Origin of the sequence: Halococcus thailandensis JCM 13552, from assembly GCF_000336715.1 — an archaeon.
Lineage (GTDB): Archaea > Halobacteriota > Halobacteria > Halobacteriales > Halococcaceae > Halococcus > Halococcus thailandensis.
The window spans coordinates 114,652-137,751 of record NZ_AOMF01000171.1 but is presented as its reverse complement, the minus strand read 5'-3'; the positions used below and the strand labels follow the sequence as shown (position 1 = coordinate 137,751).

Here is a 23,100-nt window from a genome sequence, read left to right as displayed (position 1 = left end):
CCTATCGGAGGTCCTCGACGGTGGTGGTGATGTCTGCCACGTCCTCGTCGGCGTCGCCGGCGTCGACGATGGCCGCGGCGGCCGAGCCGACTTCGAGGCCTGCCGCGTGGCCGACGTCGTCCTGAGTCTCGACGAAGACGAAGGGGATCTCCTTCTCGTCGGCGAGTTCGGGCAGATGCATCACGATCTCTTCCGGGCTGACGTCCTCGGCGATGTAGACGAGCTCGGCGTTGCCGCGCTCGACCGCCTTGGTCGTCTCGTTGGTTCCTTTCTTTACCGTGCCGGTGTCCCGAGCGACCTCGAGCGCCTCGATGGCGTCGTCTTCGAGGTCCGCCGGAACGTCATAGGTGACATAAACTGACATTGTGTGGTCCTCCTGTACGCGAGTTCTGTCTCCCCCGCCATGTCAAAAGCCTCGCTTTTGACTGCTCGCCGAGGGGTTCTCGGCGGCGACCGAATCCCTGAGGCTGGGAGCTTCACAACCCCGTACAGGCTGTAGCCAGCGGTAGCGTAGCCCTGCATAAAAGCGCTTTCAAAGCACGCACGCCGTGCGAGGCGAGCGCACGGACGAGTTCACACAAACTTTTTCTTGCCGTCAGATGTGATCCGAACATGGCAACTCGGACGGACGACCTCCCCGATCACCTCTTCGAACAGGGACCGATACTGGTCGTCGGATTTATCCTTCTCTGGGCGTTCTGGGCGGTCTTCTTCGTGTTCGAGTACGTCGGCGACGACATCCGATTCTCGGCCTTTTTGCTCGCACTCGTCGGCGGAATGCTCGTTGGTGTCGGTTACGGGCACTGGCATCGGCGAACCGAGACGGGGCGGCGCGCGGATCGGTGGTATCGAAACGCATCGCTCAATCGGAAAGCCGCGTTCGTCCTCGTCGCTGCGATAGCGATGATCGGCGTGATCTATCTCACAGTGACCCTTGGGATCTCATCGCTGCTGCTTGAGGCGGCCCTCTTCGGCGCGGCCCTCACCAACCATCTCGTCGATATCGGCGTGGTCCACTCACACGCGAGAGCACACGGGTCGGTGTAGTCATCGTCGAACGCAACAGTACCGGCAGCGAGCGAGAACGATCGCGATAGATCTCGAAAATCGACTCAGACGTTCCGCACCGAGAGGCCGACGACAACCAGACAGATCACCACCGCGAGCGCCGTAACTCCGAGCAGGATCGGCCAGAGAGTCTCGACCAGCGCGGGACCGCTCGCGCGGGCGACGCTCGTGGCCTGGTCGATGGTCGTCGAGGCGACTTTCAGAATGACGCCACCGAAGGCCGCGACGAGGAGGAGTACGATCTGGAGTAGCGAGGTGAACCGTTTCCACGTCGGTTCGTCCGAATCGTCCCCCGATGCCGAATCCGATTCGCCGCCGAACCGCTCGCGAAGTTGCTCGAACGCCGACGTGGAGTCGCCGCGCTCGTCCATCTACTCGGCGTTCGTGACGCACGGACTAAGTTTTGTGGGTCGGGCTGAGACAGCGAACCGACGCGCCCATGCCGTCCGGTATCCGTCCATCGGTATGATCGCCGACCTCGCGGCCGCGCTCGGCGACGAGGCCCGCCGGGCGAACGAGCGCCGCGCGCTGGTGCTCACCGGCGAGCGCGAGGACTGCTATGCCGGGGCGCGCGAAGCACTCGATGCGGCCGGGATTTCGGGAGTGGCGACGACGCTCGTCGCCAACGAGGACACCGACGATCTCGACTGCGAGCGAATTACGCCGAAGCACGCCGACGAACTCCTCGGTCGAACTCGAGAAGCGATCGTGCTCGACTGCCACGACGAGTGTCGGCCGAACGCGATCGGGCGCACGGTGGGGGCGGTCGATGGCGGCGGACTACTCCTCGTGCTCACGCCGCCGCTCGATTCGTGGCCCGATCGCCGGGACGGCTTCGAGGCGACGCTCGCCGTGCCACCCTTTGAACCCGCATCGGTGGCCGGCAACTTCCGGCAGCGACTGGTCGACACGCTCCGAGCGCATCGGGGGATCGCCATCGCGAACGTCGATTTCGGAACCATCGAGTGCGATGGTCTGACCGATCCACCGCCGCGCGAGCAGCGGCCCGTACCCGCTCCGCCGAACGAACACGGGTTTCCAGAAACGGCCTACGAGGCCTGTCTGACTCCCGATCAGATGGCGGCAGTCCACGCCTTCGAGGAACTTCGCGAGCCGGGCGAGGCACTCGTCGTCGAGGCCGATCGCGGGCGGGGGAAATCGAGCGCCGCCGGGCTGGCCGCCGGTGCGCTGGCGGCCGACGGGAAGGACGTCCTCGTGACCGCCCCCGCCTACCGCAGCGCCGCGCCGATCTTCGAGCGCGCGCAGGAGCTGCTCGCGACGCTCGACGCGCTCGCCGATATGGATCGGGACGAAACCCCACATCGACTCGATGCAGTGGGGGGAGGGGAGGTGCGGTTCGCGACGCCCGCGATGGCGACCGAGCAAGCCGAACGGGCGGACCTGCTCGTGGTCGACGAGGCTGCCGCGCTCCCGGTCGACCGGTTGACCGAATTTCTCGCCGCGCCGGCGGTCGCGTTCGTCACGACCGTCCACGGCTACGAGGGGGCCGGCCGCGGGTTCTCGGTGCGCTTTCGCGATCGCCTCGACGACAGCGCGTTCGCCGTGCACGAGCAGCGCCTCGACGACCCCATCAGATACGCCGCCGGCGACCCGATCGAGGTGTGGGCGTTCCGTGCACTGCTGCTCGACGCGCGCCCGCCTGTCGCGCCGCTGGTCGAAGAGGCGACGCCCGAAACCGTCGCCTACGCACGGCCGGAACCTGTCGAACTGCTCGCCGACGAACACCGTCTGCGCGAGGCGTTCGGGCTGCTCGTCGCCGCCCACTATCGCACGGAGCCGAACGACCTCGCGCGCCTGCTCGACGCGCCGAACGTCTCCGTTCACGCGCTCCTCTCCGAGGGTCACGTCGTCTCCGTCGCGCTACTCGCCCGCGAGGGCGACCTTCCCGAAGATCTGTGCCGCGAGGTGTACGAGGGTAGTCGTCTCAAGGGCCACCTCCTCCCGGACGTGCTCACGAGCCAGCTCCGCGACGAGCGAGCGGGCGTGCCGACCGGCCAGCGCGTGCTCCGCATCGCCACCCATCCGGCTGCCCGCTCGCGCGGGCTCGGCTCGCGACTGCTCGACGAGATACGGGCGACCGCGACGACCGACTGGCTCGGCGTCGGCTACGGCGCGACGCCCGCACTCGTCGATTTCTGGCGTCGCAACGGCTTTTCGACGGTCTATCTCGCGACGACGCGCAACGAACGCAGCGGTGAGCACTCCGCGCTGATGCTCGCACCGTTGTCGGATGCCGGTCACGAACTCCGTGATCGCCACGCGCGGCGGTTCGTCGAGCGCGTCGGTGCGACGCTGACCGACGCGCTCGCTACGCTCGACCCCGACGTGGTTCGGGCCGCGCTCGGGGCGACCCATGTCACTGCCGAGGTGAATTTTTCCGACCACGAGTGGCGCGTCGCCGCCAGCGCCGCCTACGGCCCCGGCCTCGCGGAGATCCATCCGCACGTCTTCCGCGCGCTCGCACTATGCCACCTCACGGACGCGGACGGCGACCTCTCGGCGCGCGAGGAACGCCTGCTCGTCATGCGCGTGTTGCAGACTCGCTCGACGGAAGCGGTGGCCGGCGCGCTCGACTACGTCTCGACCGGCGCGTGCATGCGTGCGCTCGGCGACGCCTACAAACCGCTCGTCGATCGGTACGGGAACCGTGCGGCCCACGACGAGCGCGACCGCTTCCTGGATTGAGTCCATCAGCCGACCGCGCGAACGACGAGCCACGCGAGCGCGATCGCCGCGAGCGATCCAACGAGGTTCGCGAGTCCGTTGACCGCTGCCCGGCCGATTTCGCCCTCCTCGATCAAACGTACGGTCTCGAACGAGAACGACGAGAAGGTGGTGAAGGAGCCACACGCGCCCGTACCGACCAGGAGAACGATCGTCTCGCCCGCACCGGCGAACGTCACCAGCCCGAGTGCGAGGCTGCCGAGGACGTTGACCGCGAGCGTGCCGACCGGGTACTCGCCCTCGAAGCGCTGGCTCACGTACACTCGGGCGAGCGCACCGAGCGCGCCGCCCGTACCGACGAGATGGGCCGGGTCGATCGCGGTCATCGATAACCGCCACCGATCCGGCGGGCGAGCGCTCGTCCCACGAGCACGCCACCGAACCCGAGCGCGTAGGTCGCGAGCACGTTCGCGACCATCCACAGCGGGCGGGCGAGCAGCGTCGTCTGGAGCGCAAAGGTGCTGTACGTCGTCAGCGATGAGAGAAAACCGGTCGCGAGAACCAGCCGTGCTCGCTCGGTGAGGATTCCCGTATAGCGCGCCTCGTAAAGGACGAAGCCGAGCACGAAACTGCCGGCGACGTTGACGAGGAGCGTTCCGCCCGTTCCCGGGAGAAATCGTGCGACGAGAAAGCGGAGGTTCGCACCGGCGAACCCGCCGATGGCGATCAGGGCGATCGATTCGAGCGTGCGGAGTGGATGGGGTCCCGACATGGCAGTCTCCGGGAGGAGTCATCAGCTGGATGCCCAGCGATTGTGGCAGGCGGACCCCATCGCCCGATAGGTGAGGGTCGGTCCCGGCGTATTTAATCCCGTCAGTCCCCGATGCACGGTATGGTCGATATCGCCGTTCTTGCCGCCGTCGGTCTGGGCGTCCTCGGCGTCGTCGGCAGCGTCGTGCCGCTGGTGCCGGGCACGCTGAGTTCGCTCGTCGGCGTCTATCTCTACTGGTGGGCGAGCGGCTACACCGAACCCGGGCCGCTGTTGCTCGCCGCGCTGACCGTCGTCGGCGTGCTCGCGCTCGTCGCGGACTACTTCGGCGGTGCGGTATCAGCGCGCGCTGGCGGCGCGTCGATGGTCACGACGACGCTCGCGGCGATCGTCGGTATCGCCCTCTTCTTCGTCGTCGGGCCGCTCGGCATCGTCCTCGGCGTCGCCGGCACCGTGTTCGTCGTCGAGTTCTACCGCCACCGCAACCCGGAGCGCAGCCTGCGCGCGGCGCTCTACGCCGCCGTCGGGGTGCTCGCCTCGACGGTTGTCCAGCTGCTCGTGACGGTGACGATGCTCGTCGCGCTCGTGGCCGTCATCCTCCTCTGAGGGCAATCGTTGTATGGGTTCGTGCCGAACGATAGGTATGGCTGCGTGTGCCGAGGAGGGCTGCGATCGACCGGCAGCGGTACGACTCCACGTTCCGTGGGCCGCGAACCGCGAGGTCTGTACGGCGCACGGTCGCGCGCTCGTCCAGCAGGAGGGTGTCGTCGCCGAACCACTGGAGGGTGCGAGCGAGAACTGGCAGTGATCAGGGTTCGAGCGCCAGCATCACCTCGTCGATGTACTCGCCGTCGTACGTGTAGTGGTTCTCGCGGACGGCCTCGACCTCTCCACCGTGTGCCTCGAAGAACTCGACTGCCTCCTCGTTGGTCGAGGGGATCGAGTTGTAGAGCTTCTCGTAGCCCTTCTCGTCGGCCCAGTCGAGCCCGCGATCGAGCAGGTGGCCGCCGATGCCGTAGCCCTGGTACTCCTCCAACACCCCGAGGGTGAGTTCGGCCGTATGCGAGAGTTTCTCCAACTCCGGCGATTCGAGATGGATCCAGCCGACCACCTCGTCGTTGACGGTGGCGACGAAGAACATCCGCGAGTGGACGGGACTCTGCTGGACGACCGTCTCCTCGTGATCGATGATGTCGGCGACGCTCTCGGCGACGGTGTAGGTCTTGCCGCCGGCGACCTGTCGGATGACCCCGACCAGCCCGGAGCGATCGGTCTCGATCGCCGGCCGGATGGTGAACGTCAGGCCTTCGGCATCGAACTGCTCCTCGTCGGTCTCGTCGCTGCCCTCGAACGTCGCCCGGAGCTCGCTCCCCTCCTCGGTGACGAGCCCGTCACGCTTCAGGATGGCGACGTGGTGGCGAAAGCCGCCCGGATCGAGGCGGAGCGACTCGCGGACGTCGCCGGCGGCGACGGGGTCGTCGCTGTCTTCGATATACTCGTAGATGCTCTTCCTGTCTTCGTGGCTGAAATCAACTGTTTCCGACACTTGCATGTTCGTAGTTAGCACACCACGTCACTTAACTGTTGACCGAGGTCACGCACGACTGTCACGACCGATCTCTCGATCGGATTCTATCGCGTTGCTGCTTGCCTCTGAAGGGACATGGCTGAAACCGTTAGCAGCGTGCGTTCTCGCATCATGAGCGACGCGGCCGCCGGCGACGCCGGCGAGGTCACCACCGAGCTGAATCGGGATATCGGGCTGCTCGGAGCACTCGCCATCGGCATCGGGACGATGATGGCCGCGGGGATCTTCGTGCTCTCGGGACTGGCGGTGAGCAAGGTCGGCGTTATCGCCATTCTCTCCTTCGCGATCGCGGCGGTCGTCGCCGCTTTCACGGCGGCGGCCTACGCCGAATTCTCCTCGATCTACCCCGAGAGCGGCGGCGGCTACATGTACGTCGCCAATACTTTCAAGCAGAACTTCACCTACATCATGGGCTGGACGATGATCCTCGGCTATCCGGCGAGCGCTGCCTTCTACCTCGCATCGTTTTCGGACTGGTTCTACCGGTTCATCTACCCGCTCGTCGGCATCCCGCAGGCGATCCCCTACTGGCTGCCGGGGGTTGCCGTTCTCGCACTGTTGGTGTTCATCAACATCCGCGGCAGCGAGGAGTCGAGCCAGTTCCAGATCGTCGTCACCACGCTCAAGGTGGTGCTCGTCGGGTTCTTCCTCTACGGCGGGCTCCAGGCGTTCAATACGGACATCGTCGCGACGTCGGCGGCGGAGAACGTCGGTCAGTTCGCCGAGATCGGCGTGACGAGCGCGCTCGTGTTCATCACCTTCTTCGGCTTCTCGGCGATCGCGACCGACGCCGACTGTGACGTGCTCGTCGAGCGCCTCGGCGACGACGCCGCCGGCGACGTCGAATCGGTACTGCTCCCCACCGCTGGCGGGCCACACGCCGAGCTCAGCAGGGAGATCGGCCGGGCGATCTGTCGCGCCACGGGCGCACGGGCGGAGGTACTCCGGGTAGTCCCGCCCGACGGCGACGTCGACGACGCGCGCGAACAGGCCGAGGAGAGCGCGGCCGAGCTCCGGGCGGCCGAGGTCGCGGTCGAAACCACCGTCGTCGAGAGCGACGACGTGCTCGACGCCATCACCGATCGCACGAGCGAACACGACCTGACCGTCGTCGGCTCGACCCGCGAGGGGCTGCTCCAGCAGTTCGTCTTCGGCGCGATTCCCGAGGAGGTCGCCCGCGCGGCCGACGACACGGTCGTGATCGCGAAACGAAACGAAGGGCTATCGTCACAGGCCCGGTACTCACTCCGTCGATGGCTCCAGTAGACGACGTCCGCGCCGGCGATCCGCCGATGGCCGGCAAGCGGACCGACGACGATCGCGACGAACTCGACATCGCGTACGCCCATCATCGGCGGGTCGAGGAGATGGTCGACATCGTACGCTTCTGTCTCGAGGCCATCAGTCTGGAGTTCGACCGCTGGGGCGAACCGCACGTCAGCGGCCCTGGCTTCTACCTCGCGATCGTCTCGGGCACCTCGGTCGAGGGGTACGCCGACCCGATGGGTGCGAACCGCTGGCCGGTCGAGCGCTGTGCCAGCGTCTTCGGCGATATCGAGGCGTTCCACGCGGCGGCCGCGACGACCGCCGACCGGATGGACGGTGCGGTGATCGCGAGCATCGACGGTGTGCTCCAGGAACGGCTGGTCCGACTGAAGGATCTCGATCGTGCAACGCTCGAAGAGCACAACGGCGGCCCGATCGCCTACGCCGACTGGATGGGATCGCGACACATGAGCGCGCTCGACACCTCGCTGCGCGACGACGTGGTCGCGACGATCACGCTCAGTGAGGAGACCGGCCGTGTGACGACGTTCGTCGACGGCACGTTCGAGGACTACGATCGAGCCGAACTCGGCGGCCGCTGGCGTACACAGGACTAGCCCGTGCGCGCCGGGACGTGCGTGAGCAACTGCGCCGTCGCCCGGATGTCGTCCGTCCCGATGAGTACCTCGGCGGCCTTCCTGACGGTCGTGTCGGGCTCCATCGAAACGCCGTAACAGCGTGCGTACAGCGCGAGCCAGTCGTTCGTCGCACGGTGGAACCGGGCCAACTCCTTGTTCGAAAAGACGACCGCTTCGTCCGCAGTCCGCGCGTCGAGATAGAGCACCACGAGCGGGCCAAGCCCTTCGCGAAGGAACGTCATCGCCCGCTCCTCGTCCGGGGGATTCGGGGGCGGCTCGAACGTCGCACGGTCGCGGGCGGCCCGCGCGGCGAGTTCGCCGATCCGCTCGCGGTACTTCGTTTCCGGGCGAGCCATCAGCCCTCCCGGAACTCGACGCCCTTGCCGCCGCGCGGGTGTTCCCACTGCGTGTCGGCGACGACGGCACAGGTCCCACACTCGACGCAGGGCTGGGTGTCGAGGCTCACGACGCGCTCCTCGTCGCCGTTCGATTGTACTGTCTCCTCGCGATAGCAGCCACCGCCGAACCCCTCGGCACTCACCGGGCAGGCCGTCACGGCCGCACCGCTGGCTGCGACGGAGTCGTCTTCCAGAACGATATGTGGGTTGCCGACGTCGGTGTCGTAGGTCAGCTCGCCGATGCGCTCGCCGAGACTCGGCGGCTCGATGGTGTTGTCGTCCGCGACACGCGTTCCGAGCTCCTCGGCGATGATCGTCGGCAGCGTCACGTAGGGCGTCTTCGTATCGGGCATCATCGACGCCAGATACGGCGAGCCGTAGGCCCGCCCGAGCAACCCGGCCGTGTCGGCGGCACGCACGCTGGCGCGCCCGAGCGGCGAATCGAGCAGTCGTTCGGCGAGATCGGTGGTGATATCGTTCTCGCCGGCCGCGCTCGCGACCTCGTAGCGCATCGGTCGGAGCTTCGCCATCACGCCCTCGTCGTGGAGGCGCTGCTCGTAGCGCTCGCCGGCGGTACTGGGTTTTCCCCTGGAACGAGCTTCGACGAACGCCTCGGCAGCGAGCGCGCCGGCCGTCACCGCGTGGTTCATCCCCTTGATGATCGGTCCTTGGGCCTGCATCTGGCCGCCCGCATCGCCGACGAGCACGAGCCGGCCCTCGTGAGGCGAGGGGTTGGCGGCCTTCTTCGAATCGGGGACGAGTTTGGCCGAATACTCCCGTTCGTCGTACTCCTCGCCGAGCCACTGGGCGAGCAGCGGGTGGGTGAGCAACGCGTCGAGCAGCTCCTGTACCTCGGCTTCCTCCGCGACGATGCTGTCGAGATGGAAGACGTTCCCGATGCACAGCGAGCTCTCGTTGGTGTAGAGGAAGCCACCGCCACGGACGCCGTCGTAGAGATCGCCGGAGAACAGATGCGCCTCGCCCTCGTCGTCGTCGATCCCGAACCGTTCGTTGATGGCATCGCCGGGCATATCGACGACGGCCTTCACGCCCTGGAACCACTCCTCGGGCTCTTCCCAGTCCATCAGCCCTGCTGCGCGCGCGAGTTCGGAGTTCACGCCGTCGGCGGCGACGATGAAATCGGCCTCGATCGGGTCGAGCTCCTCGCAGGTGACGCCGACGATCTCGTTGTTGTCCCGCAGGAGACCGTTCACCTTCACGCCCGTCAGCAGCCCGCCGCCGGTCTCGCGGGTGAGTTCGTGGACCCGTTCGGCCATCCAGGAATCCATCTTCCGGCGGAGGACCGCGTCGGCCCACTCGGTGTCGCGCTCGTGTCCCTGGGTGATGTCGAATGTCTTCACCTTCTCGCCGGCGATGTTGTGGATGTAGTAGTCGGTGACGGGCCGTTCGGTCGCGTGCTCACGAAAGCCCGGCAGGAGCCCGTCGATCGTGTAGGGGGCGGATTCCTCGGCGTAGATGAGGCCCCCGGTGACGTTTTTCGATCCAGCATCGACGCCCCGTTCCAGGACCACGGTTTCGACGCCGTTGCGCGCGAGCGTCGCGGCCGCCGCCGCGCCGCCCGGACCCGCTCCGACCACCACCGCCTCGTAGTGTTCGTGTTCGTCAGTCATCGTTGGTGCCTCCATCGGCTGCGAGTTGCTGTGGCTCCAGTTCACCGGATTCGAGTGCCGCAGTGAGCGTCGGCAGTACATCGAAGAGATCGCCCTCGATGAAGTAGTCCGAAAAGTCACGGATGCGCGCGTCGGGATCGGTGTTCACAGCGACGATCGTCTCGGATTCGTCCATCCCGACCTTGTGCTGGACGGCCCCCGAGATCCCGGCAGCGATGTAGAGATCTGGTTCCACTACCTGCCCCGTCTCGCCGATCTGTCGTTCTTCGGCCGTATACTCCGTGACGTGGCCCGCGAACTCGTAGGCACCGGTGACGATCCCTCGGGAGACGCCGAGCGCGGCGTCGTCGAAGGCGTCACGGAGATCGAGCCCGAGCTCCATCCCCTCGGTGGGGCTGTCGCCGATCCCCCGCCCCATTGCCACCACCACGTCGTGACCGGTGAGATCGACGCCCTCGTCGAGTCGGTCGTGATCGGTGACCGAAACACGAAGCCAGTCCTCGTCGAGCTCGCCGTCGTGATCGACGATCTCGCCCTCCCTGTCGTGATCGGGTTCGGGCAGGTCGAAACTCCCCGGGATCACCGACGCGCCCTGTGGGTGGAACTCCCTGGTCGGGTTGTCGAGACAGAGGATGGTCGAATACTCGAACCCGGAGAAATCGGGGCGCTTCATGTGGAGCACGCGCTCGAACTCCTTTTTCGCGCCCGGTCGCCCGGTCTTGGCCGGATTCGAGATCATCGATTCCTCGATGTAGAGATCCGAACAGTCGGAGGCCAGTCCGGAGTCGAGTTCGCCCTGGACGAGCGCCGAGAGATCCCGTCCGTTGTTCGTCGCCGGGAACACCGTGTACCGGGGTTCGTCGTACTCGCGCCAGTCGACGGCTGCGTCGCGACCGCGGCTCTCACCGGGGATCGCGCCCGCCCGCGCCATGTCACAGAACAGTTCGGTGTAGGGCTTGTGCTGGAATCGCTCCAGTCGCTCGTCCTCGTGGTAGACGACCACGTCCGCGCCGTAGGCGACGACGTCTTCAGCGTGTTTTTCGACGTCGCTGCCGACGAGCACCGCCACGACGCGCTCATCCTCGTCGTACGTCTCGTTGTAGCCGTCCATCAGCTCGCGGGCCTTGCCGAGCATCTCCTTCGAGACGTCGACGAGCTCGCCCGCCTGCGTCTCGCAGTAGACCCACATGTCCCGGTACTCGCCGTCGTCGAGCGCCTTGACGTACTGTTTGTCCGCCGTCGGATGGTCGAGATCCGGATGTTTCTCTTCCGGAGGAACGACCTCGATCTCCTCGGGCTCGTCGTCTTTCTGGACCGACTCGATGCGTTTTTCGATGAGGTTCGTCGCCGCATCCCGATCCTCGCCGGCCTGTTCGGCGTCGAGGACTTCCCGGAGGCGCTCGGCGTCGTCGATACCCTGGAGGGCGTTGCCGAGCCCGGCCGTCGAGAGTTCGGTGGGATCGATCTCGCCGCCTTCGGCTTCCTCGTTTTCACCTACTTTCTCGATCCGGCTCTCGATCAGCGTCACGACGTTGTCGCGGTTCTCGCCCGCTCGTTCCGCATCGAGGATCGCGTCGAGTTCGGCAGGATCCTCGACGTCCTTGATCGCCGGGCCAAATTCGGCGATGTCGTACTCCGACGGGTCGAGCGCGAGGTCCTCGGATTCGTCCGCGTCGCCTGCCTCGCTTTCGTCGTCTCCACCGTCGTCCTCGATCTCGTCGGCCGACTCGCGGTACTCGCCCTCGGTTTCGGTGCCCTCGTCGATCGCGTCGTCCTCGTCGGTGTTCACCGCGCGCATCCGTGCGCGGATCGCCTCCTGGGCGCTCTTTCGCTGTTTGCCGTCTTTCTCGGCGTCAAGCAACCCTTCGAGCTCGCGCGGGCTGTCGATCTCGTCCAGCTCGTCCTGAAGCTGTTCGACGGTGTGCTCGCCGGGGTCGAGTTCGCTCATTGCTCGCCTCCCGCGTGGGCCGCCATCGCGTCGAAGACCTCGCTCATGCCCGCTTCGTCGCCCGGATCGACCATCGTCGCCTCGCGCTCGGCCGGCGCTTTCGGGATCGGGTCGACCGACGAGACGATCGTCGGCGAACCGTCCAGCCCGATGTAGTCGGGATCGAGGTTCAGATCCGCGTGATCCCAGGTCGTCATGTGCTCCTCGTGGTTCTTCGCGCGCTCTTTGGTCTCCGCACGGAGGTCTTTCAGCGTGAGGCGATCGCCGGCCGTGCGGTAGGTGGGCTCGAACTCCGGATCGGCGACGACGAACGCCGGTATCGGCGCTTCCACGGTCTCGATCTCCTCGATATCGCCCTCGACGAGTCGTTTCGCCCGCACCGTTCCCTCGTCTTCGTCGACGTCGAGCGCGATCACGTGGGTGATGATCGGCCAGTCGAGACACCAGCAGGCCTGCGGGCCGGTGTGGCCGGTCTCGCCGTCGGCGGTTTTGAACCCCGCGAACACGAGGTCGGGAGTCTCGTCGAGCTTCTGCAACCCGGTGGCGATCGTGATCGCCGTCGCCCAGGTGTCGGAAGCCGCGAGCTCGCGATCAGAGAGGAGATAGAGCTCGTCGGCGTAGACCGACTCCATCGCCTCGCCGAGCACGTCGCCGTAGCCCGGTGGCCCCATGCTCATCACGCTCAGCCGGCCCCCATGGCGGACCTTCGTCTGGAGCGCCGTCCGGAGCGCGTGCTTGTCGTTGGGATTCATCACCGTCGGGGTGTTGCCCCGTTCGAGATGGCCGTCCTCGTCGAACGATACCTGTCCCTCGCGGAAGTCGGGAACGCCCTTCGTCAGCGTGACTGTGTGCATTGCTAGTCGGTCTCCCGTGTGACTATTCCTAACATACTCCCCCGACAACTATTACCGTCCCGGTATTCCGTACGTTTTTGCCGCTATCGGGTCAGGTTCGGCCGGCACGGCCCGCGTCGACGTCGATCGCGTCCACGGGACAGACGTCGACACAGAGCATGCAGTCGATACACTGGGCCTCGTGGGTCGGGTCGGCCTTGATCTCGCTCTCGGGATGGTCGGGCGAGTCGACCCACTCGAAGACGTCGACGGGACAGTCCTCCAGACACGCGCCATCGGCGATGCAGATGTCGAAATCCACCGCGACGTGCGTGCCGTGGATCCCCAACTGTTCGGGTTCCTCGACCGGCCCCCAGACGTCGTGACCCTCGTGTTCGTCCACCGTCTCGCGGTTCTGTTCGAATTCAGGGTCGATCGCCATACCAATCAACACTCACGACAGCCGACTATTTAACTCTTCGACCGAACGGGATCGGTCACGGCGGGGCGAGCAGCGTCGAGATCCGTGCGTTCTCCTTCAAGAGGATCCCGCCGGACGGGATCGACAGCGGGACGCGTTCGACCTCGCGGACGAACAGCGTCGGGTGGAACGCACCGCGCTCGCGTAGTTCGGCGCGCGTCTGGAGGACGAGTGGTTCGTCGGCATCGACTCGTTCGTTGAATTCGACGAGATACTGGCCCGCTTCGAGCCGCCACCAGCCGTAGTCGTCCTCGGCGTTTCGCTTCTCCGTTCCACGGGGTGTCGTGCTCGCGGCGTCGAGCTCTCCACCGCCGAAGTCCACGCGTCCCGGCGTCTCGATCTCGTGGACGGCCGCGAGCGTCAGATCGAGTCCGTCGTCGCCGACCTGTGTCTCCTCGTGGACGATCCCCTCGACGTGTTCCGTGAGTTCCGCGCCCGTCATGGCGGCGATAGCACGTCCGGGGACGAAAACGTATGGGCCAAAACCGAAGACCGATGGCTCGGAGGGAAGAGAGTCGACGGCTCAGGGGTGGGCGTAGTACGCGACGGTCTCGTCCTCGTGCTGGGCGTCGATGCGTGCGAACCCGATGCGCTCGAACTGGACCATCTCGTCGGGCTCTCGATCGGCGATCCCGGGTTCGGCCTGACCCTCGACGTCGCCCTCCATCGTTCGCAATAGGACCGTGCGGTTGTCGTCGGCCGGCACCCAGTGCACCACGGGGACGTCCTCCTCGCGAACGACGTCGATGTCGGTGCCGACGAACTCGAAGGCGTCGCGCGTGTGGCGCACACAGCCGTAGCCCTTGAGCCAGACGCGCTCGCCGTTGGCCGGCACGTCGTCGGGTTCGATTAGCACACCCCCCTCGACGGGGATCTCGCGAACGCCGCGCTCCTCGTGATTGGGATGGACCGGTGGTTCACCCGTTTCCGGGCCACCGACGACGGTCTTTTCGACGCCGTCACGAACGAGGAAGGCGCGGTCGGTTTCCTCGTCGATGCGCTCGCGGTTGGCGGCGTAGATCGCGCTCATCGCCAGATCGACGTTGCTCGTCGACGTGCCGAGCGAGACCATCGCCTCGGTGATGGCGTCACCGCGGATCCCGCGCCGGCGAAGGCTCGCGACCGTGGGCGCGCGGGGATCGTCCCAGCCGTCGAGTTCGCCCGCCTCGACGAGTCTCTTGATCGTCGAGGTGCTCATCTTCACGTCGTAGGCGTCGATCTGGACGTGGCCCCAGTGGGTTACTTCGGGGTATTCCCAGTCGAAGTAGTCGTAGAGAAAGCGCTGGCGCTTGGCGGAGTCCTGGAGGTCGATGCCGCGGATGATATGCGTGACCCCGAACAGGTGGTCGTCGACACCCGACTGGAAATCGAGCAAGGGCCAGCATCGGTACTCGCTGGCCGCCTCGCGGGGGTGTGGCGTGTCGATCATCCGGAAGGCGACCCAGTCCCTGAGTGCGGGGTTCTTGTGCTCGATATCGGTGCGCACGCGCAGCACCATCTCGCCGGCGTCGTACTCGCCGGCGACCATCGCGTCGAACTCCTCGCGCGTCGTCTCGGGTGCTTTCTCCCGATGTGGGCAGGCCTCGCCCGAATTCTTCAGATCGGAGAACTCCGCGGCGGGACACGAGCAGGTGTACGCGCCGCCGAGGTCGATGAGTTCGCGCGCGTGTTCGTAGTAGGTCTCCATCCGGTCGGAGGCCCGGGCCACTTCGTCGGGTTCGAAGCCCAGATAGTCGATCGCCTCTAGGATGGCGTCGTAGGCCGCGGGATCGGGGCGTTTGGTCTCGGGATCGGTGTCGTCGAATCGGCAGAGCATCCAGCCGTCGTACCGGTCTTTGTAGGTGCCAATGACGGCGGGCATGCGGGCGCTGCCGAGATGCCACGGCCCGTTCGGATTGGGTGCCAGCCGCATTCGGACCTCCCCCTCCTCGGCGTTCGGCAGGTCGGGCAGTGGATGGTCGTCACCCTCGTCATCGGCTTCGAGATCGGCGAGCAGGTCGGGCGCGAGCGCTTCGAGGCGCTTCTGGCGACCCTCCTCGCCGAGTTCGTTCACCTGTGAGACGATAGGGGCGACGGCCCCCGGAACCTCGTCGCCGTGCTCCTGGAACTCCGGGTTCTCGCCCATCAGCGGGCCGATTACCGCGCCGACGTCGGCCTCCTCGCCGTGTTTGACCGCGTTGAGCAGGGCGTGGCGCTCGGCCTCGTGCTCGACGCGCTCGCGAAGATCGTCGTCCATTGAGGATGGCTCAGACGCGGGCGATGAAAACCCGTCGGGTTTCGGTGGCCCGCGGCGGTGGCGGTGCGGTCGCGGCAGCGGCGCGGTTGCCGTGTGGTGGTGGTCGGCGGTTCCTTGGTGGATGAAGGGCGAGCGCGACCAGCGAGAGCGCGAGGGCTTCTGCGGTGCTGTTTGGTTGCGGCAGTGTACGGTCAGCGATCGCGGTGCTGTGCGAAGGTGTGGCATCCGCGCGAACGGAGTGAGCGCGGTTCACCGCTCGCGCAGTTTGCGAGCGGGAGTTTTTAGCGTAGCTTTTTGCAAGCGGGGGTCGGGCGAGCCGAGCGGGACCGAAGGTCCCGCTGGCCGTGCGAACGGGCGGCGAAGCCGCCCGTGAGCAGACGTAGCGAGCGCGACCCCCGCAGTAAAAAGGTCCCTATGCGACGTTGTAGCCTTTGTCGCGGAGGAAGTCCTCGATGCGGCCGGTGTGATTGCCCTGGAGTTCGATGGCGTCGTCCTCGATGGTGCCGCCACAGGCGAATTTGGATTTCAGGTCCGAGGACAGACTCGACATGTCGACGTCCTGCGGATCGAACCCTTCGACGATCGTTACCTCCTTTCCGTATCTACGCTCGTCGATGCGGATGGTGATCTGCTGGGACTCTCTGGCGACGTCTTCGCAGACGCAGAGTTCCTCGGGCAGGCCGCACGTCGAGCAGACTTCCGACATTACAGCGATATATATGAGACGGCCATATTAAATACTGTCGGGACCTCGCTCGCGCGAGCGCCGAAACCGACCGAGCACGGGGGTGCGCTCGCCGCGGAGTTCGTCGACCAGCGCCCGTGCCTCGGTGGCGTCGGCGTCGCTCACCGCCTCGCCGTAGTGGGCGCGCTCGAAGAGCGCGCCGACCCGGCGGGCGCGGTCGTCGGCGTCGATCGCGGCGAGATACTCCCGTGGCGTCTCGCCGTCGCGACGTGGGCGGTGCTCGTCGGCGAGCAGGTATTCGAGGCGCTCGAAGGCCGCCTCGGTCGTTTCGGTCGGCGATCCGCTCGGCCAGTAGCGCAGCCAGAGCGCGCGGTAGAGTCGCTCGGCCAGCCCCGTGCGGTGTGCGCCCGCAGCGAGCCCGACGAGCGCGACGAGCCCGAACGCCACCTGCTCGCGCGACGGTGAGGGGAGTTCCGGCAGCGGTGACGAGTCCGTGGCCGACGTCGTGCCACCTGCCGCTCCCCCACCGGCCGGCGTCGCCGAGCCGTTGGCTGCATCCGGCGCGTCCTGCTCGGCGGCACGCTGGAGTCCGGCCGGGTTGGCCGTGTCGCTGGCGCTCGATCCCGTATCGTCGCTTCCGCCGGCGGGCGTCGCTTCGGGCGTCGGCGTCCATTCGCCGTCCTCCGAGCGGTTGGTGTCGACGTTCGATTCGTTGCCCGCGCGCGCGTTTTCGAGGTTACTCTCCTCGACGGCCGAGCGCGACTCGGCCGGTGTCGGATCGAAGCGCACCCAGCCGGTCTCGGGGAAGTAGACCTCGACCCAGGCGTGGCTGTCGAGCCCGCGGACGACCCACTCGTCGCGCGCGACGCGCTGGCCCGGTGTGTAACCCGTCACGAACCGTGCCGGGATGTCCTGAGTCCGCAGCATCGTCGCCATCGTCGTCGCGTAGTAGGTACAGTAGCCGGCGTTCATCTCGAAGAGATACGAGTCGGCGATGGAGCCGTCCGGCCGGTCCACGTCGAGCGAGTAGTTCTTCGATCCTTCGAGCCAGCGCTCGATGGTACGAGCGGTGTCGTAGGGGGTGTCGGCGTTGCTCGTGAGGCGATCGGTCCGGTTGGCGACGCGTTCGGGCGTGCTCTCTGGTAGCTGTGTGTATCGGCCCCGAATCCCGTCGGGGTAGTCCTCGCCGGCCGAGCGCAGTTCGTCGGCCGTCCAGTTCGGCCGCTGGCTCGTGACCGTGTAGCTCGTCCCGTTCGCCAGCGTTCCGTCGGGCTGGAGGCCGGCGAGCGACGTCACGCGCGCGTCGTCGGCTGGGTCGCCCGAAACGGTGCTCGGTTTCCACGCTGCCGGCATGATCGAGAGCGACATCTCGGTCGTGTAGGTCTGCGTGAGCCGTGTCGCGTCGCCCGGCGGACCGGCGAGCGAGCCGTTGTAGGGTCGGTCGTCACCGGTCCTGACCCATCCCTGGCCCGTGTAGCGGTCGTAGCTCGCCACGCGCCAATACTCCTGGTTCTCGCTCTCGACGGTGAATCGGACCTTCGGCGAGAGCGAGATCGAGCCCTGGACACTTACCTCGTCGCCACCCGTGAGCAGGCCGGCTTCGATCGTCTCCGGACCGCCACTACCCGAGGACACCATCGGATCGGCGGCACCACCGGGAACGACGCTCACGAGCGGTGCGAGCACGATCATCGCCGCGAGCACGGCCACGAGCGTTTCGACCTGTCCGACGCTCCCCCGGTGACGTTCGAGTTCGCCGAAGCCGACGACACCGGCCGCACCGACGACGCCGACGAGGGCGACGATCGGTCCTGCATCACCGGTGAGGACGAAGAAGCCGAGTGCCACGCCGCCGCTGATCGCGCTGGCGACGTAGTGTCGCCGCAGCGCCAGATACCACGTCAGAAACGTCGGCGCGGGCGCGAAACCGATCGCCCAGACGCCTGCCTCGGCGATCCGGAGGATCGAGAGCCCCGTCAGCAGCGCGATCACGTCAGCGCGCACCGCGTCGAACGAGCGGAGGAGCAACTCGCCGTTCGGCACCGCCTGGATGTAGCCCCAGAGCCCGACGGCGAACAGTCCGGCGGCGAGGACGGGTGCGAGCGCCGCCGGTAGGAAGCGCGCCAGCACCGTCGCCGCGAGCAGACTCCCGGCGACGAACAGCACCAGCCGGTCGGTGCCGCCGGCGACGTCGGTGACGTTCGAGAGAACGGCGAGAAAGGAGCCCATCAGCAGCGCCGTCGCGCCGAGGGCGAGCGCACGCCGCGCGCCATCGCCGACCCACGAGCGTTCGGTCGCGACGCTCACGACTCCGCCCTCCCGGTAGCCACGGCGTTCGCTGCTGTACCGATCGATTCGAAGGGAAACTCACGACCATCGACCGTGAGCCGCGTGCCGCGATCGTCGGTGAAGACGCGGAGATCGGCCTCGTGCTCGACACGGCCCGTGCCCGCCCGCGCGAGCGCGCTCAACACCCGCTCGCGCTGTTGCTCGCCGCCGGTACGTTCGACCTCGCCACCCGGATACCGGAGCGCGACGGCGAAGCCGGCGTCGAGCAGCGAGACGGCGACGCTCGCGGCCGCGCTCGCCATCTCGTCGGCGTGGCCGGCGGTCGCCTCGGCGGCGACCGTGAGGGCGGTCAGCTCGCGCGTCCCGTCGAACTCCATCACGACGAGATCGTCGCGTTTCGCGCTCGATTTCCAGTGGACGTCGCGGAGGCTGTCGCCACGGACGTACTCGCGGAGCCCGTCGAACCGCTCGCGCTCGTCGGCGTGCTCGGCGAGTCCGCCGACGACGCCCATATCGCCGACGTCGTGGAGTTCGGGATAGACGAGCACGGGCGTGCGCCGCGGATACTCGAACGTGCGCGAGAGCAGGCCGAACGCGTCGGTGACGGTGAGCGTGAGCGGCCCGAGCCGCTGTTCGCCGCGCTCTCGAAGCCCGATCTCGTACTCGATCGTCGTCGGCACGCTCAGGGTCGCCCCGTCGAACGTCGATGCCAGCCCGTCGCCGACCTGCTCGGAGAGCCGTGCGGCGAGCGGGTCGTCGGTCTCGACGGCGAGTTCGATACGGCGCGTCTCACCCGGAAAACCGGCAGCGGGCGGGCGACGTCGGATCGTCGGACGGTCGGCGAGCAGGAGCTGGACGGCGGCCGCGACGAGCGCGACGAGCGCCGGGACGACGAGCGCGTTCAGCGAGCGCGCGCCGAACGTGACGGCGAGCCAGACGGCCAGTACGACCAGCCCGACCAGCGCGACCGCCCGGCGCGTCGGTCTCATTCGACCCGAACCGACGACAGCGCCGCCCGGATCACGTCACGGCCCGTTTCGTCGCTCTCGCCGACCGGTCGAACCCGATGGGCGAGGGTGACGACCGCCTCGTGCTGGATGTCGTCGGGAACGACGTACTCGCGCCCGTCGAGGGCGGCCCGCGCCTGGGCGGCGCGCAGCAGCGACAGCGACCCGCGCGGGCTCACGCCGAGCTGGGCGCGCTCGCGGGTGTGATTGGCGAGTCTGGTGACGTACTCGCGAACGGGCTCGGCGACAGTGATCGTCGCGACCCGCTCGCGGGCGGCCCGGAGCTGATCGAGGCTGGCGACCGGTTCGAGCGTTTCGATGGGATGGGTGCCGACGACGTTCTCGAGCATCGCCGATTCGTCGTCCGGTGTCGGATAGCCGAGTTCGAGCCGTTTCATGAACCGATCGACCTCGGCCAGCGGGAGCTCGTACGTTCGATTGCGCTCGACGGCGTTCTGCGTCGCGATCACCGTGAATGGATCGGCGAGCGCGTGCGTCGCGCCGTCGACGGTGACCTGCTGTTCTTCCATCGCTTCGAGCAGCGCACTCTGGGTCTTCGGCGGCGCACGATTGATCTCGTCGCCGAGCACGACGTTGGCGAAGATGGGGCCGCTCCGGAACTCGAACTCCCGTGTTTTCTGGTTGAAGACGTTCACGCCCGTCACGTCGGAGGGAAGCAGGTCGGGCGTGAACTGCACGCGGTTGAACGAGCTCTCGAACGAGCGCGCGATCGCTCGCGCGAGCATCGTCTTGCCCACACCGGGCACGTCTTCGAGCAGGACGTGGCCGCGCGCGAGCATCGTCGTCACGATATGCTCGATGGCGTCGTGGCTGCCGACGATCACCTCCTCGGTGTTCTCGATGACGGCGGTGGCGAGCTCGCCGGTTTCGGCGATCGAGAGACGGGGCTGGCGGTCGGTCGCGGCGGCCGCGGGCCGCCCGCCATCGGTGTCGGCGTCCGCATCCGTCATGGCTGCGACGGCAGCGTTGGGGCGCTCGGACGGGGGGTGAAACACTCGTACCGACGCATTTGCACGTTTGTGGGGCCGAGCGCATGTAACGTTGCTGCTTCACTGTGACTGACAGACACACGGTCCCTCACTAGTTCGATCACCGATCGACCGGCGACGCGATTCCAGAAAGAAGTTATAGCCGCTTTCCATACCGCCGGCCGATGGCCCTCTCCGAGGAGGCACAGGAGCGTCTCGCCGACGTGGTGGCCCTCCAGCCGACGAAGAACGGCGAACTCGAGGAGCGCTGGGGGATGGACAGCGGCAGCGAGGTCCACCAGTATCTCGAAAGCGAGCTCAAAGCGTACTACTACCGCGACGAGGACAGTCTGATCCGCGCGACCGCCGACGCCGCCGATCTCGTCGGAGCCGACACCGAAGACGACGGCCCACGAACCGTAACCGTGCCCGAACTCCAGGCACAGGTGTTCGCCGTCGTCGCCGACGAGGACGACCGCGCCGAGAGCGTCGTCTCGGTCCTGCACAGCCTCCGCGACGCCCACGATATCGACCCTGCACCCGAGAACGTGCGTTCGGCGCTGCGCGGGCTCGCCCGCCGGGGTGTCGTCGACGTCGTCCAGAAGACCGTGCCGACCTTCCGGCTGGCCGTCGAGCGCGAGGACGTGGTCGTCGAACCGCTCGACGAGTAAGCTACTCGCCGGGCCGTTGGCGCTCGCGCCGGTCATCCAACAACCGCTGTATCGCTTTTCCGGGACCACCCTCGATCGGCCAACCGTGTGATCGCCACGTGGGAGGTTCGGGCTCGAATTTCGGACAGGAGCCCGCACACTCGGCGGCGCTCTGGTGTTTTTCCTTCGCCGCACACCACGGCAGGGCGGTCCGGCCGGACTCGCGAAGCTCGAAATGCCGACAGTCGGGGCGCATCGTGTCGGCGTACGACCGCCAGCCGCGCTCGTAGGCCCGCTCGGCGATGGCGAGTCGTTTCTCGGCCTTCCAGTCCGGATCGGCGAACTCGACGGTCGCCGCGCCCTCGTCGCCGCTGGCCCGGTCGGTGATCCGCGTGCCCGCTTCGGCGGCGGCGAGCGTTCGGGGATGCCAGGCGACGCTCGCGGCATCGTCGGCGTCGGTATCGACGACCAGAACACCCGCCTCGACGGGGAAATCCTCCAGAAGCACGGGTTCGATCGAGTGTTCGGTGCTGGCGGTGGCGACCCAAACCTCGTCGCAGAGAGCGAGCGCCACGTCGCGCTCGATCTGTCCGGCGAGGGCGCGCGCGGCGCTCGCGTCGAGATCGGGTTTGTTCTCGATGGCGACGATCCGCTCGATCCAGTTCGGATAGCGCCATTTCCGCCGGAGTTCGATGCGATTGTTCTGCCGACGGGTTTCGACGATTCCGCGGCCGGCGGCTCGATGGACCGCCTCGCGCACGTATCGCCAGGGGAAATCGGGCTCGGGCAGGGCGTCCCGATACCACGTCCACGATTCGGGGGCGTTCTCGACAACACGGAGCAGGTCGCTATCGAGCGCTCGAGTACCGAAACGGGCGCGCTGGGCGAGTGCCTCCCTGTCGGCCTTGATTATCACTGTGTCCCAGCGTCGGTATCTGGTGCCGAGCTGGCGCGCGACGATCGCCGCCGTATCGGGATCGAGATCGCCGTCGGGTGGCCAGTTGCGCTCGGCCCAGCCACAGACCCCAAGCTCGAAGACGAACTCGCTGTCGGGGCTCACATCCCGTCGGCCGCCGGTTCCTCAGTAGTCCGCATCGTCGATGTAGTCGTGAGCCTCCCGGAAGATGTCGCGTGGACCATCTTGGGTGATCGTGTTGAGCGCCTGCTCGTAGTCGCGCCACTGGTGGTCGCGGTGTTCGTGCGAGAGCTCGGCGCTGGCCTCGGCGGATTCGGCGATGAACAGATGCACCGTCTTGTGGATGGTTTCGCCGCCGGCCTGAAACACGTAGTCGTACTCGCGGCGGAACCCGTCGATGAGTCTGAAATCGCTGATCCCCGATTCCTCCGTTACCTCTCGAATCGCCGTCTGCTGGAGTTCTTCCTCGCCCTCGACGCCGCCTTTGGGGAACTCCCAGTCCCCGGGACGGCTCTTGAGCAAGAGATACTCGCGGCGGCCTCTCGTGTCGCGAAAGAGGATAGCCCCCGCGCTCGTCGCTTCGACTGCCATTGGAGTGGCTATTCGGGCAGCGTTTAATTGGTTGTTGTTTCACCGGGCGACGCGGCCAACCGGGGCCGTTTTGAGCGGGCGGGAACTCACTACCGAGTATGCCTTTCGTCACGAAGCTCGCCCTCACGAGCGGCGACCGGGGCGCGCTCGATCGCACGGTCACGGAGATCAAGGAGAGCGCCGCCCGCAAGGGCGTCGAGTTCGGCGGCCCACACGCGGGTCAGCCTCGCCAGCAACGCGCCCCACAGTCGAAACGGCTCTCGACGTCCGGCGGGCGGTTCGCCGACTGGACCTACACGATCTACTCGCGCACGATCGAGATCGTCGGCCACGACGAGTTCGCCCGCAGCGTCGCCGATAGCGGGTTCCCCGCCGGCGTCCACGTCGAGATCGACGTCGAACAGGTCCGCTGAGCGTCCGGATTTAAGAATC

The 23,100-nt window shown here is 67.0% G+C and carries 26 protein-coding genes, 1 pseudogene and 1 riboswitch; of the genes and pseudogenes, 9 read left to right on the top strand and 18 right to left on the bottom strand.

Translation table 11 applies throughout. From position 1 onward, the window contains the following. Nucleotide 1 precedes the first annotated feature (1 nt). Complete coding sequence (gene rpl7ae, locus C451_RS17000; protein WP_007742479.1) at nucleotides 2–364, bottom strand: 50S ribosomal protein L7Ae; 363 nt, start codon at nucleotides 362–364, stop codon at nucleotides 2–4. 248 nt (nucleotides 365–612) lie between these two features. Between rpl7ae and C451_RS16995 the strand changes: the two genes are divergently transcribed. After that, the gene (locus tag C451_RS16995) at nucleotides 613–1,047 is read left to right on the top strand and encodes a hypothetical protein (RefSeq protein WP_007742477.1); all 435 of its coding nucleotides are present in this window, start codon (nucleotides 613–615) and stop codon (nucleotides 1,045–1,047) included. Nucleotides 1,048–1,112: 65 nt separating this feature from the next. On the opposite strand, the gene C451_RS16990 is transcribed toward C451_RS16995, so the two are convergent. Further along, nucleotides 1,113–1,439, bottom strand: a complete 327-nt coding sequence (locus tag C451_RS16990) for a hypothetical protein (protein WP_007742475.1) — start codon at nucleotides 1,437–1,439, stop codon at nucleotides 1,113–1,115. Between the two features lie 94 nt (nucleotides 1,440–1,533). On the opposite strand from C451_RS16990, the gene tmcA reads away from it, so the two are divergent. Further along, nucleotides 1,534–3,774: a tRNA(Met) cytidine acetyltransferase TmcA gene (gene tmcA, locus C451_RS16985; RefSeq protein WP_007742474.1), complete on the top strand. Its 2,241-nt coding sequence runs from the start codon at nucleotides 1,534–1,536 to the stop codon at nucleotides 3,772–3,774. Between the two features lie 5 nt (nucleotides 3,775–3,779). Here tmcA and crcB read toward each other — a convergent pair whose 3' ends face one another. Together crcB and C451_RS16975 are read right to left on the bottom strand one after the other, a co-directional pair. Next, a complete protein-coding gene (gene crcB, locus C451_RS16980) occupies nucleotides 3,780–4,139 on the bottom strand; it encodes a fluoride efflux transporter CrcB (RefSeq protein WP_007742473.1) in 360 nt (119 codons plus the stop codon). Beyond that, nucleotides 4,136–4,525 (bottom strand): fluoride efflux transporter FluC, encoded by a 390-nt coding sequence (locus C451_RS16975; RefSeq protein WP_007742472.1) that lies wholly within the window; start codon nucleotides 4,523–4,525, stop codon nucleotides 4,136–4,138. Before C451_RS16975 ends, crcB begins: the two co-directional genes overlap by 4 nt. Before the next feature lie 5 nt (nucleotides 4,526–4,530). Continuing rightward, nucleotides 4,531–4,598, bottom strand: a riboswitch (Fluoride riboswitch). A 47-nt stretch (nucleotides 4,599–4,645) separates the two neighbouring features. On the opposite strand from C451_RS16975, the gene C451_RS16970 reads away from it, so the two are divergent. Both C451_RS16970 and C451_RS22995 read left to right on the top strand, forming a co-directional pair. Further along, nucleotides 4,646–5,128, top strand: coding sequence for a DUF456 domain-containing protein (locus tag C451_RS16970; RefSeq protein ID WP_007742471.1), 483 nt, complete (start codon nucleotides 4,646–4,648; stop codon nucleotides 5,126–5,128). Between the two features lie 37 nt (nucleotides 5,129–5,165). Then, nucleotides 5,166–5,330 (top strand): hypothetical protein, encoded by a 165-nt coding sequence (locus tag C451_RS22995; protein ID WP_007742470.1) that lies wholly within the window; start codon nucleotides 5,166–5,168, stop codon nucleotides 5,328–5,330. On the opposite strand, the gene C451_RS16965 is transcribed toward C451_RS22995, so the two are convergent. Beyond that, nucleotides 5,331–6,074, bottom strand: a complete 744-nt coding sequence (locus C451_RS16965; protein WP_049913184.1) for a GNAT family N-acetyltransferase — start codon at nucleotides 6,072–6,074, stop codon at nucleotides 5,331–5,333. A gap of 147 nt (nucleotides 6,075–6,221) precedes the next feature. On the opposite strand from C451_RS16965, the pseudogene C451_RS24615 reads away from it, so the two are divergent. The 3 genes and pseudogenes from C451_RS24615 to C451_RS16955 form a co-directional block, all read left to right on the top strand. Beyond that, a pseudogene (locus C451_RS24615) lies at nucleotides 6,222–6,905 on the top strand (APC family permease); the annotation flags it as partial. A 6-nt stretch (nucleotides 6,906–6,911) separates the two neighbouring features. Then, nucleotides 6,912–7,376: a universal stress protein gene (locus tag C451_RS24610; RefSeq protein WP_449271511.1), complete on the top strand. Its 465-nt coding sequence runs from the start codon at nucleotides 6,912–6,914 to the stop codon at nucleotides 7,374–7,376. Beyond that, a complete protein-coding gene (locus tag C451_RS16955; protein ID WP_007742463.1) occupies nucleotides 7,364–7,993 on the top strand; it encodes a diadenylate cyclase in 630 nt (209 codons plus the stop codon). Before C451_RS24610 ends, C451_RS16955 begins: the two co-directional genes overlap by 13 nt. On the opposite strand, the gene C451_RS16950 is transcribed toward C451_RS16955, so the two are convergent. From C451_RS16950 to C451_RS16900, 11 genes are all read right to left on the bottom strand, one after another. Next, nucleotides 7,990–8,370 carry a hypothetical protein gene (locus C451_RS16950; RefSeq protein WP_007742462.1) on the bottom strand — a complete coding sequence of 127 codons (381 nt, stop codon included), beginning with the start codon at nucleotides 8,368–8,370 and terminating at the stop codon, nucleotides 7,990–7,992. The two genes, C451_RS16955 and C451_RS16950, sit on opposite strands and share 4 nt — an antisense overlap. Continuing rightward, nucleotides 8,370–10,043: an FAD-dependent monooxygenase gene (locus C451_RS16945; protein WP_049913183.1), complete on the bottom strand. Its 1,674-nt coding sequence runs from the start codon at nucleotides 10,041–10,043 to the stop codon at nucleotides 8,370–8,372. The genes C451_RS16950 and C451_RS16945 overlap by 1 nt, the downstream gene beginning before the upstream one ends. Continuing rightward, complete coding sequence (locus tag C451_RS16940) at nucleotides 10,036–11,991, bottom strand: electron transfer flavoprotein subunit alpha/FixB family protein (protein WP_007742460.1); 1,956 nt, start codon at nucleotides 11,989–11,991, stop codon at nucleotides 10,036–10,038. Before C451_RS16940 ends, C451_RS16945 begins: the two co-directional genes overlap by 8 nt. Then, nucleotides 11,988–12,845 (bottom strand): electron transfer flavoprotein subunit beta/FixA family protein, encoded by an 858-nt coding sequence (locus tag C451_RS16935; RefSeq protein WP_007742458.1) that lies wholly within the window; start codon nucleotides 12,843–12,845, stop codon nucleotides 11,988–11,990. Before C451_RS16935 ends, C451_RS16940 begins: the two co-directional genes overlap by 4 nt. Nucleotides 12,846–12,936: 91 nt before the next feature. Beyond that, nucleotides 12,937–13,266 (bottom strand): 4Fe-4S dicluster domain-containing protein, encoded by a 330-nt coding sequence (locus tag C451_RS16930; protein ID WP_007742457.1) that lies wholly within the window; start codon nucleotides 13,264–13,266, stop codon nucleotides 12,937–12,939. Between the two features lie 55 nt (nucleotides 13,267–13,321). Then, a complete protein-coding gene (locus tag C451_RS16925) occupies nucleotides 13,322–13,747 on the bottom strand; it encodes a hypothetical protein (protein WP_007742456.1) in 426 nt (141 codons plus the stop codon). Between the two features lie 81 nt (nucleotides 13,748–13,828). Continuing rightward, the gene (locus tag C451_RS16920) at nucleotides 13,829–15,541 is read right to left on the bottom strand and encodes a glutamate--tRNA ligase (RefSeq protein WP_007742455.1); all 1,713 of its coding nucleotides are present in this window, start codon (nucleotides 15,539–15,541) and stop codon (nucleotides 13,829–13,831) included. A gap of 412 nt (nucleotides 15,542–15,953) precedes the next feature. After that, nucleotides 15,954–16,247, bottom strand: coding sequence for a stress response translation initiation inhibitor YciH (gene yciH, locus C451_RS16915; protein ID WP_004054969.1), 294 nt, complete (start codon nucleotides 16,245–16,247; stop codon nucleotides 15,954–15,956). Nucleotides 16,248–16,274: 27 nt separating this feature from the next. Beyond that, nucleotides 16,275–18,533: a transglutaminase TgpA family protein gene (locus C451_RS16910; RefSeq protein WP_007742453.1), complete on the bottom strand. Its 2,259-nt coding sequence runs from the start codon at nucleotides 18,531–18,533 to the stop codon at nucleotides 16,275–16,277. Beyond that, complete coding sequence (locus tag C451_RS16905; RefSeq protein ID WP_007742451.1) at nucleotides 18,530–19,504, bottom strand: DUF58 domain-containing protein; 975 nt, start codon at nucleotides 19,502–19,504, stop codon at nucleotides 18,530–18,532. The genes C451_RS16910 and C451_RS16905 overlap by 4 nt, the downstream gene beginning before the upstream one ends. Further along, nucleotides 19,501–20,493: an AAA family ATPase gene (locus tag C451_RS16900; protein ID WP_007742449.1), complete on the bottom strand. Its 993-nt coding sequence runs from the start codon at nucleotides 20,491–20,493 to the stop codon at nucleotides 19,501–19,503. Before C451_RS16900 ends, C451_RS16905 begins: the two co-directional genes overlap by 4 nt. Nucleotides 20,494–20,696: 203 nt before the next feature. Here C451_RS16900 and C451_RS16895 point away from each other — a divergent pair, with 203 nt between their 5' ends. Then, a complete protein-coding gene (locus tag C451_RS16895) occupies nucleotides 20,697–21,182 on the top strand; it encodes a DUF5797 family protein (RefSeq protein WP_007742448.1) in 486 nt (161 codons plus the stop codon). Between the two features lies 1 nt (nucleotide 21,183). Here C451_RS16895 and C451_RS16890 read toward each other — a convergent pair whose 3' ends face one another. Further along, nucleotides 21,184–22,221: a DUF5787 family protein gene (locus tag C451_RS16890; protein ID WP_007742447.1), complete on the bottom strand. Its 1,038-nt coding sequence runs from the start codon at nucleotides 22,219–22,221 to the stop codon at nucleotides 21,184–21,186. Between the two features lie 21 nt (nucleotides 22,222–22,242). Beyond that, a complete protein-coding gene (locus C451_RS16885; protein ID WP_007742445.1) occupies nucleotides 22,243–22,668 on the bottom strand; it encodes a bis(5'-nucleosyl)-tetraphosphatase in 426 nt (141 codons plus the stop codon). Nucleotides 22,669–22,766: 98 nt separating this feature from the next. On the opposite strand from C451_RS16885, the gene C451_RS16880 reads away from it, so the two are divergent. Further along, nucleotides 22,767–23,081: an uS10/mL48 family ribosomal protein gene (locus C451_RS16880; protein ID WP_007742444.1), complete on the top strand. Its 315-nt coding sequence runs from the start codon at nucleotides 22,767–22,769 to the stop codon at nucleotides 23,079–23,081. Nucleotides 23,082–23,100: the final 19 nt, after the last annotated feature.

Excerpts from the sequence above, each read along its gene's own strand:
- rpl7ae (WP_007742479.1), bottom strand. The coding sequence starts at position 364 with ATGTCAGTTTATGTCACCTATGACGTTCCGGCGGACCTCGAAGACGAC.
- C451_RS16995 (WP_007742477.1), top strand. The coding sequence starts at position 613 with ATGGCAACTCGGACGGACGACCTCCCCGATCACCTCTTCGAACAGGGA.
- C451_RS16990 (WP_007742475.1), bottom strand. The coding sequence starts at position 1,439 with ATGGACGAGCGCGGCGACTCCACGTCGGCGTTCGAGCAACTTCGCGAG.
- tmcA (WP_007742474.1), top strand. The coding sequence starts at position 1,534 with ATGATCGCCGACCTCGCGGCCGCGCTCGGCGACGAGGCCCGCCGGGCG.
- crcB (WP_007742473.1), bottom strand. The coding sequence starts at position 4,139 with ATGACCGCGATCGACCCGGCCCATCTCGTCGGTACGGGCGGCGCGCTC.
- C451_RS16975 (WP_007742472.1), bottom strand. The coding sequence starts at position 4,525 with ATGTCGGGACCCCATCCACTCCGCACGCTCGAATCGATCGCCCTGATC.
- C451_RS16970 (WP_007742471.1), top strand. The coding sequence starts at position 4,646 with ATGGTCGATATCGCCGTTCTTGCCGCCGTCGGTCTGGGCGTCCTCGGC.
- C451_RS22995 (WP_007742470.1), top strand. The coding sequence starts at position 5,166 with ATGGCTGCGTGTGCCGAGGAGGGCTGCGATCGACCGGCAGCGGTACGA.
- C451_RS16965 (WP_049913184.1), bottom strand. The coding sequence starts at position 6,074 with ATGCAAGTGTCGGAAACAGTTGATTTCAGCCACGAAGACAGGAAGAGC.
- C451_RS16955 (WP_007742463.1), top strand. The coding sequence starts at position 7,364 with ATGGCTCCAGTAGACGACGTCCGCGCCGGCGATCCGCCGATGGCCGGC.
- C451_RS16950 (WP_007742462.1), bottom strand. The coding sequence starts at position 8,370 with ATGGCTCGCCCGGAAACGAAGTACCGCGAGCGGATCGGCGAACTCGCC.
- C451_RS16945 (WP_049913183.1), bottom strand. The coding sequence starts at position 10,043 with ATGACTGACGAACACGAACACTACGAGGCGGTGGTGGTCGGAGCGGGT.
- C451_RS16940 (WP_007742460.1), bottom strand. The coding sequence starts at position 11,991 with ATGAGCGAACTCGACCCCGGCGAGCACACCGTCGAACAGCTTCAGGAC.
- C451_RS16935 (WP_007742458.1), bottom strand. The coding sequence starts at position 12,845 with ATGCACACAGTCACGCTGACGAAGGGCGTTCCCGACTTCCGCGAGGGA.
- C451_RS16930 (WP_007742457.1), bottom strand. The coding sequence starts at position 13,266 with ATGGCGATCGACCCTGAATTCGAACAGAACCGCGAGACGGTGGACGAA.
- C451_RS16925 (WP_007742456.1), bottom strand. The coding sequence starts at position 13,747 with ATGACGGGCGCGGAACTCACGGAACACGTCGAGGGGATCGTCCACGAG.
- C451_RS16920 (WP_007742455.1), bottom strand. The coding sequence starts at position 15,541 with ATGGACGACGATCTTCGCGAGCGCGTCGAGCACGAGGCCGAGCGCCAC.
- yciH (WP_004054969.1), bottom strand. The coding sequence starts at position 16,247 with ATGTCGGAAGTCTGCTCGACGTGCGGCCTGCCCGAGGAACTCTGCGTC.
- C451_RS16905 (WP_007742451.1), bottom strand. The coding sequence starts at position 19,504 with ATGAGACCGACGCGCCGGGCGGTCGCGCTGGTCGGGCTGGTCGTACTG.
- C451_RS16900 (WP_007742449.1), bottom strand. The coding sequence starts at position 20,493 with ATGACGGATGCGGACGCCGACACCGATGGCGGGCGGCCCGCGGCCGCC.
- C451_RS16895 (WP_007742448.1), top strand. The coding sequence starts at position 20,697 with ATGGCCCTCTCCGAGGAGGCACAGGAGCGTCTCGCCGACGTGGTGGCC.
- C451_RS16885 (WP_007742445.1), bottom strand. The coding sequence starts at position 22,668 with ATGGCAGTCGAAGCGACGAGCGCGGGGGCTATCCTCTTTCGCGACACG.
- C451_RS16880 (WP_007742444.1), top strand. The coding sequence starts at position 22,767 with ATGCCTTTCGTCACGAAGCTCGCCCTCACGAGCGGCGACCGGGGCGCG.